Origin of the sequence: Pyxidicoccus xibeiensis, from assembly GCF_024198175.1 — a bacterium.
Taxonomy (GTDB): Bacteria; Myxococcota; Myxococcia; order Myxococcales; family Myxococcaceae; genus Myxococcus; species Myxococcus xibeiensis.
The window spans coordinates 349986-364651 of sequence record NZ_JAJVKV010000009.1 but is presented as its reverse complement, the minus strand read 5'-3'; the positions used below and the strand labels follow the sequence as shown (position 1 = coordinate 364651).

11 protein-coding genes are annotated in these 14666 nt (G+C 72.1%); 9 read left to right on the top strand and 2 right to left on the bottom strand.

Annotation, left to right across the window (positions count from 1 at the left end):
* Positions 1-41 precede the first annotated feature (41 nt).
* The 3 genes from xerD to LXT23_RS34110 all read left to right on the top strand — a co-directional run bounded on the left by xerD (position 42) and on the right by LXT23_RS34110 (position 2268).
* Complete coding sequence (xerD, locus tag LXT23_RS34120; protein WP_253984573.1) at positions 42-971, top strand: site-specific tyrosine recombinase XerD; 930 nt, start codon at positions 42-44, stop codon at positions 969-971.
* A 75-nt stretch (positions 972-1046) separates the two neighbouring features.
* The gene (locus tag LXT23_RS34115) at positions 1047-1637 is read left to right on the top strand and encodes a Uma2 family endonuclease (RefSeq protein WP_253984572.1); all 591 of its coding nucleotides are present in this window, start codon (positions 1047-1049) and stop codon (positions 1635-1637) included.
* 28 nt (positions 1638-1665) lie between these two features.
* A complete protein-coding gene (locus LXT23_RS34110) occupies positions 1666-2268 on the top strand; it encodes a Uma2 family endonuclease (RefSeq protein ID WP_253984571.1) in 603 nt (200 codons plus the stop codon).
* A gap of 14 nt (positions 2269-2282) precedes the next feature.
* On the opposite strand, the gene LXT23_RS34105 is transcribed toward LXT23_RS34110, so the two are convergent.
* Positions 2283-3467, bottom strand: a complete 1185-nt coding sequence (locus LXT23_RS34105; protein ID WP_253984570.1) for a DUF4388 domain-containing protein — start codon at positions 3465-3467, stop codon at positions 2283-2285.
* 256 nt (positions 3468-3723) lie between these two features.
* Here LXT23_RS34105 and trpS point away from each other — a divergent pair, with 256 nt between their 5' ends.
* From trpS to LXT23_RS34075, 6 genes are all read left to right on the top strand, one after another.
* Positions 3724-4767 carry a tryptophan--tRNA ligase gene (trpS, locus tag LXT23_RS34100; protein WP_253984569.1) on the top strand — a complete coding sequence of 348 codons (1044 nt, stop codon included), beginning with the start codon at positions 3724-3726 and terminating at the stop codon, positions 4765-4767.
* A 167-nt stretch (positions 4768-4934) separates the two neighbouring features.
* Positions 4935-5804, top strand: a complete 870-nt coding sequence (locus LXT23_RS34095; protein WP_253984568.1) for a segregation and condensation protein A — start codon at positions 4935-4937, stop codon at positions 5802-5804.
* Positions 5791-6783: an SMC-Scp complex subunit ScpB gene (gene scpB / locus LXT23_RS34090; protein WP_253984567.1), complete on the top strand. Its 993-nt coding sequence runs from the start codon at positions 5791-5793 to the stop codon at positions 6781-6783. Before LXT23_RS34095 ends, scpB begins: the two co-directional genes overlap by 14 nt.
* 24 nt (positions 6784-6807) lie before the next feature.
* Positions 6808-9450, top strand: a complete 2643-nt coding sequence (locus LXT23_RS34085; RefSeq protein WP_253984566.1) for a pseudouridine synthase — start codon at positions 6808-6810, stop codon at positions 9448-9450.
* An 85-nt stretch (positions 9451-9535) separates the two neighbouring features.
* Positions 9536-11665 (top strand): HEAT repeat domain-containing protein, encoded by a 2130-nt coding sequence (locus LXT23_RS34080; RefSeq protein ID WP_253984565.1) that lies wholly within the window; start codon positions 9536-9538, stop codon positions 11663-11665.
* Positions 11665-13929, top strand: coding sequence for a cyclic nucleotide-binding domain-containing protein (locus tag LXT23_RS34075; RefSeq protein WP_253984564.1), 2265 nt, complete (start codon positions 11665-11667; stop codon positions 13927-13929). Before LXT23_RS34080 ends, LXT23_RS34075 begins: the two co-directional genes overlap by 1 nt.
* Positions 13930-13951: 22 nt before the next feature.
* On the opposite strand, the gene LXT23_RS34070 is transcribed toward LXT23_RS34075, so the two are convergent.
* A complete protein-coding gene (locus tag LXT23_RS34070; protein WP_253984563.1) occupies positions 13952-14656 on the bottom strand; it encodes a GspE/PulE/PilB domain-containing protein in 705 nt (234 codons plus the stop codon).
* Positions 14657-14666 lie beyond the last annotated feature (10 nt).

The window sequence follows — 14666 nt, the reverse complement described above, 5'->3', positions numbered from 1 at the left end:
GCCGAGTTGCCTCGGCGCGCGCCTCCGGTAGCGTGGCGGCGATGGAAGGGCTCCTCGACGCGTACATCGCCTTCATCCGCGCGGAGCGCGGGCTGTCCGGCAAGACGGTGGATGCCTACGCCGCCGACCTCACCGTGTACTTCGCGGACCTGCGCGCGCGCGGCCTGGACGACGTGACGCGGGCGAAGCAGGACGACGTGTCCGCGCATCTGCTCGCGCTGGGCAAGCGCGGCGTGGGCAAGCGCAGCCAGGCCCGGCACCTCGCGGCCCTGCGCGGCTTCCACCGCTTCCTCATCGCCGAGCGACTGGCGGAGAAGGACCCGACGGAGGACCTGGACACGCCGCGCTCGGCGCGCAAGCTGCCCTCGTTCCTCACGCTGGAGGAGGTGGAGCAGCTGCTGGCGGCCCCGGACGAGCGCACCACGGCGGGCCAGCGCGACAAGGCCATGCTGGAGGTGCTCTACGCCACGGGCCTGCGCGTGAGCGAGCTGTGCGGGCTGGGCGTCAATGACCTGCAGCTCACCGCCGGCTACCTGGTGGCGAAGGGGAAGGGCGCCAAGGAGCGCCTGGTGCCCCTGGGGCGCGTGGCGGTGGAGAAGGTGCAGGAGTACCTGTCCGTGGCCCGGCCGGCGCTGCTGGGCCGGCGCCAGTCGCGCGCGCTCTTCGTCACGCCGCGCGGCGCGGGCTTCACGCGGCAGGGCTTCTGGAAGCTGCTCAAGCGGTACGCGCTGAAGGCGGGAATCCTCAAGCCCATCTCCCCGCACAAGCTGCGGCACTCGTTCGCCACGCACCTGGTGGAGCGGGGCGCGGACCTGCGGGCCGTGCAGCAGATGCTCGGCCACGCGGACCTGGCCACCACGCAGATCTACACCCACGTCAACAGCGCGCGCCTGCGCTCCGTCTACGACGAGTTCCACCCACGCAGCGACGTCTTCGTCCCGAAGGCGAAGAAGCGCAAGACGGCGACGTAGGGCGGTGGAAGCCCCGGCCTTGAGTGGATGACCTGATGGGTTGTATGCTTCGCGCACGACGTGGGAGGTGCGTGCATGGTGTGCGTGAAGAAGCGGGCGACGTACGCGGATCTCGAGGCGCTGTCCGCGGAATGGGTGGGTGAGCTGATAGGTGACGGGCTGGTCGCACGGCGGCGCTCGGTGAGGCACCAGTTCACGTGCACCCGGCTGCTCCATCTGCTCGTACGTGCCTTCGACCTTGGGTTTGATGGGCCGGGGGGGTGGTGTCTCCTCCCTGCACCGGAGCTGCGCTTCGGGCGGGATGTGCTCGTTCCCGACCTCGCGGGTTGGCGCCAGGGGCGTATCGCGGATGACGTCGGGCGGGACGCTCACTTCGTGTCGACCGCGCCGGACTGGCTCTGCGAAGTTGTGGAGTTCCCCTCCGCGCCCGCGGACCGCGAGCTCAAGCTGCCGCTGTATCACTGCATGGGGGTCGGTCTCGTATGGGTCATCGACCCGCTCCGGTGCACCGTGGAGGTGTACCGACGTCAGGCGGGCGGGTGGCTCTGCACCGAGTTCCATGAAGGGCGGAGCCCGGTGCATGCGGAGCCCTTCGGCGACGTGCCCCTGGAGCTGGGGCTGCTGTGGATGTCAGACAGGCCCGTAGAGTGCCTACCCTCCAGGTAGAGGCCTGGCGCGGTGGGAGGTGGACGCAATGGGGCAGGGCAAGGGGAAGAAGCCGGCGACGTATGAGGACATCGACGAGCTGCCGGTCGGAGGGGTGGGGGAGATCATCGCGGACGAGCTCTACGCCTCACCCCGGCCGGCATACGGACATCTCCGGGTTGCCTCCAGGCTGGGGGCGCTGCTCACGCTTCCCTATGAAATGGCCCAGGGCGGCCCAGGTGGGTGGTGGTTCCTTGACGAGCCGGAGCTGCACTTCAGGACCCACGTGGTCGTGCCGGACCTGGCTGGCTGGCGCCGGGAGCGTGTGCCGGAGCCTCCGGAGGCCGAAACGCCCTGGCTGACGCAAGCGCCGGACTGGGTCTGTGAGGTGCTTTCCCCGTCCACCATGGTCAAGGACCGAGTGCGCAAGCTGCCCCTGTATCACCTGGAGGGCGCCGCTCACGCGTGGGTCATCGACCCGCTCAGCCGAACCCTGGAGGTCTTCCGGAGTACGGACGACGGGTGGGCCCGCGCTGGACTCCACGAAGGCGACGGCAGCGTCTTCGCGGAGCCTTTTGGCGATATCCCCCTGGAGTTGGGGCTGTTGTGGACGCCCGAATACCGAGCGCGTGAGCGGCAGTCTCTTCCGTGAGGCGTGCCGCCGGCTCAGGTCCCCACGCCGGCAATGGGCACGCCGTACGGGTCCGTGCTCGTGCGCCGGGGCGTGGCCGTCCGCTCGCTTCCTGGCAGCGGCGCCACGCGAATCAGCCCGGACGCCATCAGCCGGTGCACCGAGCGCGACGCCGCCAGCTCGCCCATGGCCGCCGTGCGCAGCGCCTGCCGGATGCTCCGGCTGCCCCGCAGCTTCGAGTACAGGTACAGGTCATCCGCCGTCAGGTCCGGCGGGGTGGGGCGCGGAATCGGCTCGAAGACGAGCCGCCCGTCCAGCGCGAAGAGCTCGTCGCTCAGGGCCAGCGTCAGCCGCACCTCCGCCTCGCGGTACAGCGCGTGCGCCTCCGGCACCGGCCCGCGCTCCAGCACCTGCGCCGCCAGCGCCACCGCGTGGTCGTACTTCCCCGACTCCAGGAAGCGCTTCACCAGGTTCAGCAGCTCCGCCAGCTCCGCGGACTCGCCCAGCTGCGGGCCCTTTGCCCGCTGCGGCGCCAGCGCCCCGCGCCGGTACAGGTGCAGCACCCAGCGCGCGGCGAACAGCGGCGCCTCCTTCGCGGTCGCCAGCATCTCACCCAGCGTGGCCCCGCCCGCCGCGAGGTCCAGCAGCACGTCCTCCTCCTCGGAGTACGTCTCCACGGCGAACTCGCGAAACACGCGGAACGTCACGTCCAGGCGCGGGAAGATGTCGCGGAACATCGTCCACTCGCGCAGCCGCGACACCGCGTCCCGGTGCAGCGTCGCCAGCGGCAGCTTCATGCCCACCGCCCGGGGCAGGGGAGACGGGCCCGGGGTGAACTCCACCTCGCCCGACTCCCAGGAGTAGCAGTCGAAGAGGGCCTCGCGCGCCTTGTGCTCCAGCGCCTCGATGAGCCGGGGCAGCTCCACGAAGCAGCGCTGCACCAGGAAGGTGCCGTACGGCGTGCCCGCGCCCTCCGCCGCCTCGAAGGCCGCCGCCGCCCGGGGCGCGTCCAGGATGCGCAGGCTCACCAGCACCTGCGAGAGGTGCTCGCGCGGGTCATTGGAGCTCTCGCCCACCAGGTACCCGTCCTTCACGTGGAAGCAGCGCCGCACCGCGCCCCGCTCCACCCTCAGCGTCCCCTCGACCCCGGGGGCCGTGAAGAGCGGCGGCATCACCATCTGCAGGCGATAGCTGGCGAGACTTCCGTTGAATGACTCCATGCGGGTGCGTCCTCCAAGGTGGGGCTGCTCGTGCTCGCAGGTGGTCCGGTCAGGGTAGCGTGGTACCCACCGTCCCCTCAACCGCAAGTGCCCGGATTTCCTTGGGATTTACGTGCGGGATGCAAAGTTCCAGGGAGAGGGCGCTCCCACTTCCAGAAGGCGACGGAAGCGCGTCAGCCGTAACGGAAGGTTGCAGGGGCGCGGCGGGTGTGCGAACCAGCCGCGTCCACCACCCGTCACTTGATTCGGAACCGACATGCGGATCCTCTCAGGCGTGCAGTCGTCCGGAAAGCTGCACCTCGGCAACTACTACGGCGCGCTCCGCCAGTTCGTGCAGCTCCAGGACGAGGCTGGCGCCGAGGCGTACTTCTTCATCGCCAACCTGCATGCGCTCAACACCATCCGGGAGCCGAAGCTCGCGCTGGAGCTGACCCGGGACGCCGCCATCACCTACCTGGCGCTCGGGTTGGACCCGAAGAAGGCCGTCCTCTTCCGGCAGAGCGACGTGCGCGAGGTGCTCGAGCTGTACTGGATCCTGGGCACCGTGACGCCGCACGCGCACCTGGAGCGGGCCCACAGCTACAAGGACAAGGTGGCCAAGGGCATCAGCCCGGACTTCGGCCTCTTCGCGTACCCGGTGCTGATGGCCGCCGACATCCTGCTCTACAGCGCGGACGTGGTGCCCGTGGGCAGGGACCAGGTGCAGCACATCGAGTTCGCGCGTGACTGGGCCGTGAAGTTCAACACCCAGTACGTCCCCGGCTACGACCCGGCGGACCCGGACGGCAAGGAGCGCGGCCACACGCCCGGCATCCTCAAGCTGCCGTCCTCGCGCATCCAGGAGTCCACCGCGGTGGTGCCCGGCATCGACGGCCTGAAGATGTCGAAATCGTACGGCAACACCATTGATCTCTTCGGGGACGAGAAGGAGATCAAGAAGCGCATCATGTCCATCAAGACGGACTCCACGCCCGTGGAGGCACCCAAGCCGCTGGAGCTCGTCATTGGCGACGAGAAGGTGCCGTCACCGCTCTACCAGCTGCTCAAGGTGATGCTGCCCGAGTCCGACTTCCGCGACGTGGACGCGTCCTGGAAGGCGGGCGGGAAGGGCTACGGGGACTACAAGAAGAAGCTCCTGGAGGCCTACCATGCGACCTTCGGCCCGGCCCGTCAGCGGTACGCCGAGCTGGTAGCCGACCCGGCCGAGGTGGAGCGCATCCTCCAGGAGGGCGCCCACCGGGCCCGCTCGGAAGCCACCCGCCTGATGGACAAGGTCCGCGGCGCGGTGGGCATCCCCTGAGGTGGAGTGACTGAACGGGCTTTCACTGCCGATTGTTTGACCCACCTGAGGGGCACTGCTAAGGAGGTGTGTCCCCCCGACTTGCGCCCAAGGCCAAGGAAAGTCGGGCCTTTACGCGATGACGAGCCGTTCCCCCCACTCCTTCGAAGGCAGTCCAAGGACCTCCGGTGAGTGAGGGTGGACGCGCACCGGCCGATGAGGCCCTTCGTGATGGGGAGCTGCCCCGCAGTCCGGGTGACTCCTTCCGCGTCGCGCTGCCCAACTTCGAGGGTCCGCTGGACCTGCTGCTCCATCTCATCAAGGAGCACCGGGTCGACATCTTCGACATCCCCCTGGCGCTGATCACGGAGAAGTACCTGGCGCACCTGGAGCGGATGCGGGAGATCAACCTGGACATCGCCGGCGAGTTCCTGGTGATGGCCTCCACGCTGGCGCACCTCAAGTCCCGCATGCTGCTGCCCCGGCAGGACGCCGCGGCGGTGCCCGAGGGCGCGGAGGCCCTGGCGGCCGTGGAGGAGGCGGAGGACCCGCGCGCGGAGCTGGTGCGGCGCCTGCTCGAGTATCAGAAGTACAAGGACTCCGCCGAGCAGCTGGCGGCGCAAGACCTGCTCGGCCGCGACGTCTTCACCCGCAACGTGCCGGTGGAGTCAGTGCCCATCCCCGAGGACGAGGTGGGGCTGCAGGAGTTCAGCGTCCTCAAGCTGGTGGAGGCGCTGGACCGGGTGCTGGAGCGCTTGCAGCCCAAGCTGCAGCACGAGGTGGTGCGCGAGCGGGTGACGCTGTCCGAGGCCATCCTCCGCGTCGTCGAGCGCCTGCGCCCCCATGGACAGGTCCTCTTCGAGAGCCTGTTCACCGAGGAGGACACTCCTTCGCGGCAGGAGATCGTCATCACCTTCCTCGCCATCCTGGAGATGGTGAAGCGGCGGCTCATCCGGGTGGTCCAGGACGAGCCGCTCGGTCCCATCCTGCTGCTACCCAACGGGGACGCCCTGGAGAAGCTGGCTCCCACGGAGGTCGACGACAGTGACTACCGGTAGAAAAGGCCCGCGGGACGACGAAGCCCCCGAGCCGGGCACGCCCGGCGGCCCCGGACCCTTCTCCGAGGAGGAAATCGCCGCCGTCACCGGGCCCGGCCCGGACGACGAGCTGGACGAGGTGGAGGCGGCGGCCATCGAGGAGGACTCGTCGGACGACGAAGTCACGCCCGACCTGGAGACGTCCTTCGAGAAGCTCGTCTCCAAGAGCCGCAAGCTGTCGCCGGACCGCATCCGCACCGTCATCGAGAGCGTGCTCTTCGTGGCGGAGCGGCCCCTGTCCGTGGACGAGCTGTACCTGGCCACGGGCATCGAGCGCGAGCTCATCGCCGAGGCGCTCAACCAGCTGTCCGGCATCCACCGCGACGGCATCAGCGGCATCGTGCTGTATGAAGTCGCCGGCGGGTGGCAGTTCCGGACGGACCCGCACTCGGGTGAGTACGTGCGGCGCTACCTGCGGGTGAAGCCGCAGCGCCTCACGCGCGCGGCGGTGGAGACGCTGGCCATCATCGCGTACCGGCAGCCGGTGACGCGGCCGGAGATTGAGGACATCCGCGGGGTGGACTGCGGCGCCGTGCTGAAGGCGCTGATTGACAGGAAGTTGGTGAAGATCCTCGGCAAGCGCGAGGAGGTGGGGCGCCCCATCCTCTACGGCACCACGCGCGAGTTCCTGGAGTTCTTCGCCCTGAAGGACCTCTCGGCCCTGCCCACGCTGCGTGAGTTCCACGAGCTGACGCAGGAGCACCGGGAGATTGTAGAGAAGGAAGCGCAGCCAGCGCCGGTTGCGGCGGGTACCGTGGAGACGCTGTCGGACCCGAATTTCACGAAGCGGATGGAGAAGAGCGCGGCGGCGAGTGAGGCCGCGCTAGAGGAGCTGGAAGAGGCGATTGAAGCCGCTGACCGGACGCAGAAGGTCAGCTCCAGCGTCCTGGACACGCCCCCGAAGCCCGTGACGGGCGAAGAGGGGCCCAAGCCCGAGTGACGGGCTGAATGGAAGAAGGCAAGTATGGCTGCCGAACGACTACAGAAGTACCTGGCCCGCGCGGGAGTGGCATCGCGCCGGCACGCAGAAGAGCTCATCACCGCGGGCCGTGTGACGGTGAACAACGAGACGGTGACGGAGCTGGGCAGCCGGGTGGAGCCGGGCAAGGACCTGGTCGCGGTGGACGGGACGCTCGTCACGCCGCCGGATGAGACGTCGTATTACATCCTCTACAAGCCCATCGGCGTCGTGACGACGCTGTCGGATCCGCAGGGCCGGCCCACGGTGGCCAACTACGTGGAGGAGACGGGCAAGCGGCTGTTCCCGGTGGGACGGCTGGACTACGACGCGGAGGGCGCGCTGCTCTTCACGGACGACGGGGCGCTGGCGCACAAGCTGACGCACCCGAGCTTCCAGGTGCCGCGCATGTACCTGGCGAAGGTGAAGGGCGCGCCGGACCCGGCCACGCTGAACAAGCTGCGCGGTGGCGTGCGGCTCGAGGACGGCATGGCCACGCCGCTGTCGGTGGACGTGTTCGAGGCGGCGGAGCGCAACACGTGGCTGAAGATTGTGGTGGCCGAAGGCCGGCCGCACCTCATCAAGCGGCTGTGCGCCGCGGTGGGGCACCCGGTGGTGCGCCTGTTCCGTCCGGCGTACGCGGGCGTGGGCGTGGAGGGCATGCGGCCCGGAGAGCTGCGCTCGCTGAAGTCCTCCGAGGTGGAGCTGCTCAACGCGGTGTCGGATGGCCGGGCGCAGGCGCCCGCCGTGGAGCTGAGGCTGCCGCCCCGCCGGCACGGGCGCGCGGCGCCGGGCTTCGAGTCGGACGAGGAAGAGCTGTCGATGGACGATGACGCTCCGGCGCCCCGGAAGGCCTCGGCGGCGGAGGGCCGTCCCGAGAAGCGGGAGCGCAAGCCCGCCACCGAGGGTGGCACCGGGCAGGTCCGGTTTGGCCGCACGCGTGCTGGCGCGGACGAGGGGCGTCCGCCGCGCCGCGAGTCGCGTGGTGGTGGTGACGAGGGCGGTGCGCCCCGGAGCCGTGGCGCGGGTGGCGAGGACAGGCCGCGCGCCCGGAGCTTCGGTGCTGCCGGCGCGGGTCGCCCGGAGCGCAAGGAGTGGAGCGCGGGTGGCGGTGCCAGCCGTGCGCCTCGCGGTGAGGGGCGTCCCGTGCGCAAGGAGTGGAGCGGCGGCGAGGAGGGTGCGTCGCCTCGCAGCGCGGGTGGCGAGTCCACGCCGCGGGCCCGGGGCTTCGGGGTCGGCGGTGCCGGCCGTCCCGAGCGCAAGGAGTGGAGCCCGGCGGGTGCTGGGGCCCGTGGGCCTCGCGCCGAGGGTCGTCCGGAGCGCAAGACGTGGGGCGCCGGTGCTGAAGAGGGCGGTGCGCCTCGCAGCCGGGGTGCTGGTCGTCCCGAGCGCAAGGAGTGGAGCGCCGGTGGTGATGAGGGTGCTGCGCCCCGGAGCCGGGGGGCGGGTGCCCCCGAGCGCAAGTCGTGGGGCGCTGGTGGTGATGAGGGCGGTGCGCCTCGGAGCCGTGGCGCCGGTCGTCCCGAGCGCAAGGAGTGGAGCCCTCGGGGTGCGGCCGCTGGTGCCTCGCGAGGCGAGGGCCGTCCGGAGCGCAAGTCTTGGGGCGCGGGTGGCGACGAGGGCGGTGCGCCTCGCAGCCGCGGCGCGGGTGGTGAGGACCGGCCTCGGGCTCGCCCCTTCGGTGCTGCTGGCGCGGGTCGGCCGGTGCGCAAGACGTGGGGCGCGGGTGGCGACGAGGGCGGAGCGCCCCGGAGCCGTGGCGCCGGTGGTGAGGACAGGCCTCGTGCGCGTGGCTTCGGCGCGGGCCGTGCGGGAGGGGAGGACAGGCCTCGTTCCCGTACCTTCGTCGCCGGTGGTGCCGGTGGCGAGGACAGGCCTCGTTCGCGCGGCTTCGGTGGCGCGGGTCGCCCCGAGCGTGGCGCGGGTGGTACGGACCGGCCGCGTTTCGGTGGTGCGGGTCGTGCGGACCGCGGCGCGGGTGGCGAGGACAGGCCGCGTGCCCGGAGCTTCGGCGCCGGTCGCCCCGAGCGGGGCGCCGGTGGTGAGGACAGGCCGCGTGCCCGGAGCTTCGGCGCCGGTCGCCCCGAGCGGGGTGCGGGCGGCTCGGACCGGCCGCGTTTCGGTGGCGCCGGTCGCCCCGAGCGTGGCGCGGGCGGCTCGGACCGGCCGCGTTTCGGTGGCGCGGGTCGCTCAGAGGGCGGGCCTCGGGGCCGCAGCTTCGGCACGGGCGGCGCGGGCCGCCCCGAGCGCAAGTCCTTCAGCCCTCGCGGTGGAGCGGGTGCCTCGCGCGGCGAAGGCCGTCCGGAGCGCCGGGAGTGGAAGCCGCGGGACTCCGAGGGCGGCGCGCCTCGGGGCCGGGGTGGCCCGGGAGGGCGCTCGGCCGCCGGCGGTGAGGGTGCAAGAGGAGCAGGCGGCCGTCCGGCTCGCAAGGAGTGGAAGCCGACCGACGACCGGGGCAACCCCAACGAGCGCGTCGTCCGGGCCGGTGCCCGGGGACCCAGGGCCGAGCGGGGGGCCTCCGAGAAGTCCGGCGGCTTCCAGGACTGGGGCAAGAAGAAGGAGCGGGGCGCGGCGCCTCGCTGGAGCAACGAGGGCCCACGAGGGGGAGCAGGCCGCCCCCCTCCCCGGGGTCCCCGCCGTCCCCGCTGAAGTCTGACGCGGTGGATTGGGCGGGGGGAGGGGCTCGTTGATATAACCGGCGCCGACTTTTCCACGTTGCCCGCAGCGGAGAACGATGCGAACCGGCGCGCGCCCCTTCCTCCTCATCCTGGCCCTGGCTCTCGGCTGCAACGGCAGCCGGGACCAGCTCCTCGCCGACCTCCAGAGCCCCCGGCCGGAGGTCCGGGCCCTGGCGGTGAAGAAGCTGGCGGACCAGGGCAACGCGGACGACCTCGTCCTCTTCACCCGCGCGGCCAAGGACCTGGCCGCCATCGTCCGGGCCGAGGCCGCCGTGGCGCTCGGCGAGAGCCAGGACCCCCGCGTGGTGGACCTGCTCGGCGAGCTGCTGGAGGACCCTGACGAGGACGTGCAGGGGCGCGCCGCCATGGCGCTCTCCAAGGTCAAGAACGACAAGGCCAAGGCCTACCTCACCCTCCAGTACGGCCGGAGGGGCCGCGCCACGCGGCAGGTCATCGTCCAGGCGCTCAAGAGCGCGAACGTCCCCGGCGCCATGGCGGAGGTGGTCGCCGCCGAGGCCAAGGCCCAGTGGGACCGCAACCTCCTGGCCCTCACCGAGGGCGTGCTGCCCGAGCGCGTGGGCGCCGCCGAGGAGCTGGGCAAGAGCGGCCGGCCCGAGGCGGTGAACCGCCTGCTGCCCCTGGTACGCGACAGCCAGGTCATCCTCGCCGCCGCCGCCGTGCGCGGCCTGGGAGACGCCGGGGACAAGCGCGCGGTGGGCGCCATCGCGCTGCTGCTGGACGAGAGCTTCCCGGAGCTGCGCGAGTCCGCCATCTCCGCGCTGACGAAGCTGCAGGACCCGGCCGCCGCGCCGCGCCTCCAGGCCGTGGCGGTGGAGAAGAGCGCCGTGAGCCCGCTGGCGCTCGACGCCATCCTCGCCTTCCCGCGCTCGCCGCAGACGGACGCCGCGCTGTGCGCCATCGTCCTGGAGGGCGCTCCCCCCGAGGCGCTGGCCGCGGGCCGGGGCATGCGCTCGCGGGGCGGCTGCCCGGTGGACCCCATCGGTGAGCGGCTGGCCCGCCCCGTCACCGCCGCCAGCGGCCTCCAGGCCGTGGCGGGCCTGGGACCGGCGGCGCTGCCGCTGCTGGGCAAGGTGACGCCGTGGCTCAACCAGCCGGACGCGTCGCTGCGGATGCTCGCGGTGGAGGCCGTGGCCGCCATCGGCGACGCCTCCGTGGTGCCCGCGCTGCAGAAGCTCTACGAGCAGGAGGCAACGAGCCTGCAGGCGCTGCGCGCCGACTGGGTGACGCAGCCGCTGCCGGAGCGCTATGGCCCGGGCTTCGACCCGTCCGCGGCGCCGACGCCCCGCTCGGGCCATGCCCATGGCAACGACGACCGGGCCTCCAAGCAGGCCACGCTGATGGAGCGCGTCAAGGCGCTCAACGCGACCCGCGCCCGGGAGTCCGGCCGCGCGGTGGTGCAGCCCCGCGTGCCCACCGAGCTGCACGACGACGTGGAGCCCGAGCGACTGGCGCCGTTGGCCACGCTGCTGCGTGCGCTCGGGGCGCTGAAGGCCCCGGGGGCGCTGGAGCTGCTCAAGGGCTACACGCAGGACTCGAGCGGTCCGCTGCGACTGGCGGCCCTGACGGGGCTGGCGCGGCTGGGGCCCGAGGGCGTGGAGCTGGCGAAGGCGGGGCTCCTCGAGCCCGAGCGCGACCTGCAGAAGGCGCTGGCGCAGGTGCTGGCGGACGCGGGTGACGCGGGCCAGTCCGCGCTGGTGGAGATGGTGCCGAAGATGGGCAGCGAGAAGCTGGTCGCGCTGGACGCGCTGACCCGTGGAACGGGCGTTCCGTCATCGGCTTCGGCCTCGGGGGTGCTCCAGGCCGTGGTGCGCGAGGGCGGTCCGGAGGCGGCGCTGGCGGCGGCGCTGCTCGGACGGATGAGCGCGAAGGACGCGGTGCCCACGCTCATCAAGGCGCTGGACGAGTCCAACAGCGTCGCGCGGCGGGACGTGCTGCTGGCGCTGGGCGCCATTGGCGACTCGCAGGCGGCCGAGGTGGTGGCGAGAGATTTGTTCCACGACCTGCCGGAGATTCGCGCCGCCGCGGCCTCCGCGCTGAAGAAGATTGGCACCCCCGCGCAGTCCGAGTCGCTGGACGCGCTCAAGAGCGACTACTTCCTCACGGTCCGTGAGGCGGCTGGGGCGGCGCTGAGCCGCGACGCCGCCGCCGTCGAGGGGGCTCGCTGATGGAGCTGCGCAAGCTCAAGGACAAGGCCACCGAAGCCTTCAGCAAGGGGCGCTTTTCCAAGGCAGCGGAGCTCTACGAGGAGTATTGCCAGGCCGACCCGAAGGACCTCCAGTCGCGCCTGCGCACGGGTGACGCGTGGGCGAAGGCCGGCCAGCGCGAGCGGGCCATCACCGCCTACCAGTCCGCCGCCGAGGGCTTCGCGAAGGAGGGCTTCCTCCCGCGCGCCATCGCGGCGAGCAAGCTCATCCTGGAGCTGGACCCGGCGCACCGGGGCGTGCAGCAGATGCTCGCGGACCTGTACGCGCGGCGGGGCACGCCGGCCGGCGCGCGGGCGCGAGAGATGATGGGGAGCGCGGCTCCGGCCCCCGTGACTCCGACGGCCCCCCCGCCCGTCAGGTCGCGCCTGCCCGACGAGGTGCTCGCGGCGGTGGCGGAGATCGACGTGGATGTCGAGGCCGACGTCCCCGAGGTGACCGGAACCCTGGAGGCCCAGGGGGCGCCGGTGGACCTGTCCTCGGAGCTGTCGATCTCCGTGGATGGCCCCGGGAGCGCGGGCTCGGAAGAGGTCGTCCACTCCGTGAGCGTCGGGCTGGCGTACCTCGTCCCGGATGATGATGGGGCAGGGGAGGCCTCCCGGAGCGTCGAGGCCGCCCCACCCGCGGCGATAGCGGGAGTGGACGACGAGCCGCTGGTGATGGGCGAGCCCGTGGATGACGCTGACGCACAGGCTGCGGCCAGCCCCGAGCCTGCTTCCGCACCGCCTGCCAGCGTCGACAGCGCTGGTACGAGCACGGCGCCCGCCGCACCCATGCCGCCCGTCAGCACCCGCATTCCGGCCGTCGGCGCTACCGGGCCTGGCGTGAGTGCGCCTCCTCCGGCCGCCCCCCTGGCGGCGGCTCCAGCCCCCGCGTCCCCCGGTCCGCAGGAGGCCGTGCGCCCCGCGACGAGCGTGTTGCCTCCGGGCCTCGCGCCACGCGCCACGTCGCGAGTGGCCGCACCTCCGGCCGCTACGAATACCCCGCTGGCCGCCGCACCCTCGTCCACCCCGAGCGGGAAGTGGAAGGCCCTGTCTTCACCCATCGCGGACGCCACCGCGCAGGGCCCCGACACGCCTCTCCCCGCGACCTCCTCCGCGCCGCCCGGCCTGCGCCCGCGCCGCGCCGAGCCCCAGGCTCCCGCCGGAGCCACCGCGCTCTCCATCTCCGGGCTCTCTCCAGAGCTCGGCGCGTCACTGCGCGCGGCCGGGGGAGCGTCGTCCTTCACGGAGCTCGAGCTGGAGTCCGACTCGCTGCTGCATGCAGTGGAGCTGGCGGCCCAGTCCGGCCTGAGCCAGCGCGCCGCGATGGGCGCCACGTCCAGTGCCGACGAAGAAGAGGTCTACAGCCTCACGGAGGAGGTCGGCCCGGAGGGGCCCTCGCTCAACGAGCTGCCCACCGTGCCGCTGTTCTCGGACCTGCCGCGCGACGCGTTCATCGAGCTGTTCGAGCGCTGTCCGCTGCGGCGCTTCGGCCCGGGTGAGCTCATCATCCAGCAGGGCAGCCACGGCGACGCCTTCTACGTCATCTGCGAGGGCGCCGTGCGCGTCTTCCGGACGGACGGCGGCCAGCGCCAGGACCTGGCCACGCTGGAGGGCGGCGCCTGCTTCGGCGAGATGGCGCTGCTGTCCGGCGCGGCGCGCACCGCCTCCGTCGAGGGCGCGTCGGAGGACACGCAGCTGCTGGAGCTCTCCGCGCCGGTGCTCGCCGAGCTGTCGCGCAGCTACCCGCTGGTGGCCAAGGCCCTGAAGAAGTTCTGCCGTCAGCGGCTGCTGACGAACGTGATGAACACCTCCGCGCTGTTCCGGCCCTTCAACCGGAGCGACCGGCGCACGCTGGTGGAGCGCTTCCGCGCGCGCGACGTCGAGCGCGACGAGGTCATCATCCAGGACGGGGACGAGACGGATGGCCTCTACGTGGTGCTGTCCGGCGAGGTGGAGGTGCGCAAGGACGGCCACCTGCTGACGCGGCTGAAGGAAGGCGACCTGTTCGGGGAGATCTCCCTCCTGCAGAAGACGCCGGCCACCGCCACGGTGGCGGCCACGCGGCACACCACGGTGCTGCGGCTGCCGCGCACGGACTTCGACATGCTCATCTCCAGCCACCCGCAGATTCTCGTCCTCATCTCCGAGCTGAGCGACGAGCGCCTGCGCCGCACCGAGCGGGTGCTGGGGGAGATGGCCGCCGCCGCGCAGCTCCCCTCCGAGGACGAGCTCATCCTGGTGTGAGGCGCTTCGGGGCGCCCCGGCGTCACCGCACCTTCGCGAGGTAGTCGTCGCGAGTCACCAGGCCCCGCGTCTCCAGCAGCTCCAGCATCGCGCGCAGCGAGCGCGCCTGCTGGGCCACCATGCGCTCCAGGCTGGACACCTGTTGCGACAGCTCCTCCACGCGCTGCACGAGCTCGCTCTCGCGAGGCACGGGCGCGGGCGCGGCCTGCTGCACCGACGGGCGCGCGGGCACCAGGACGGTGTCCGTCTCGGCGGGGGGCGCCAGCTCGAAGGTGGGCTCGTCCATGCCGAAGGCGAGCGGGGTGGCCGTCGTCGAGGTGATTTCGCCGTGGTAGTGGCGGCGGATGGCGCGCTCGATGGACGAGGCCGCCGCGACGACCACCTGGATGCGCTGGCCGGCATGGAAGGCCAGCTCCTGGAGCGACTCCACGTTGGTGGGGTCCGCGGTGGCGACGGTGAGCAGCTTGTTCGCCGGGTCGAAGGCGGTGGGGAAGACGGTGTACCGCTCGGCGATGTCCACCCGGAGCGCCTGCATGGCCACCGGCGAGGGGGAATGGCGCTCCAGGTCCACCGTGGGAATGGCCAGCTGCCGGGACAGGGCGTGGACCATGGAGCTCTCGTCCACGAAGCGCATCTGCACCAGGGTCAGCCCCAGCCGGCCTCCCCACTTGCGCTGCTCGGCGAGGGCGGAGCGCAGCTGGGTCTCCGTCAGGAGGCCGGCGTCCATGAGGATTTCC

Excerpts from the sequence above, each read along its gene's own strand:
- xerD (WP_253984573.1), top strand. The coding sequence starts at position 42 with ATGGAAGGGCTCCTCGACGCGTACATCGCCTTCATCCGCGCGGAGCGC.
- LXT23_RS34115 (WP_253984572.1), top strand. The coding sequence starts at position 1,047 with ATGGTGTGCGTGAAGAAGCGGGCGACGTACGCGGATCTCGAGGCGCTG.
- LXT23_RS34110 (WP_253984571.1), top strand. The coding sequence starts at position 1,666 with ATGGGGCAGGGCAAGGGGAAGAAGCCGGCGACGTATGAGGACATCGAC.
- LXT23_RS34105 (WP_253984570.1), bottom strand. The coding sequence starts at position 3,467 with ATGGAGTCATTCAACGGAAGTCTCGCCAGCTATCGCCTGCAGATGGTG.
- trpS (WP_253984569.1), top strand. The coding sequence starts at position 3,724 with ATGCGGATCCTCTCAGGCGTGCAGTCGTCCGGAAAGCTGCACCTCGGC.
- LXT23_RS34085 (WP_253984566.1), top strand. The coding sequence starts at position 6,808 with ATGGCTGCCGAACGACTACAGAAGTACCTGGCCCGCGCGGGAGTGGCA.
- LXT23_RS34080 (WP_253984565.1), top strand. The coding sequence starts at position 9,536 with ATGCGAACCGGCGCGCGCCCCTTCCTCCTCATCCTGGCCCTGGCTCTC.
- LXT23_RS34075 (WP_253984564.1), top strand. The coding sequence starts at position 11,665 with ATGGAGCTGCGCAAGCTCAAGGACAAGGCCACCGAAGCCTTCAGCAAG.
- LXT23_RS34070 (WP_253984563.1), bottom strand. The coding sequence starts at position 14,656 with ATGGACGCCGGCCTCCTGACGGAGACCCAGCTGCGCTCCGCCCTCGCC.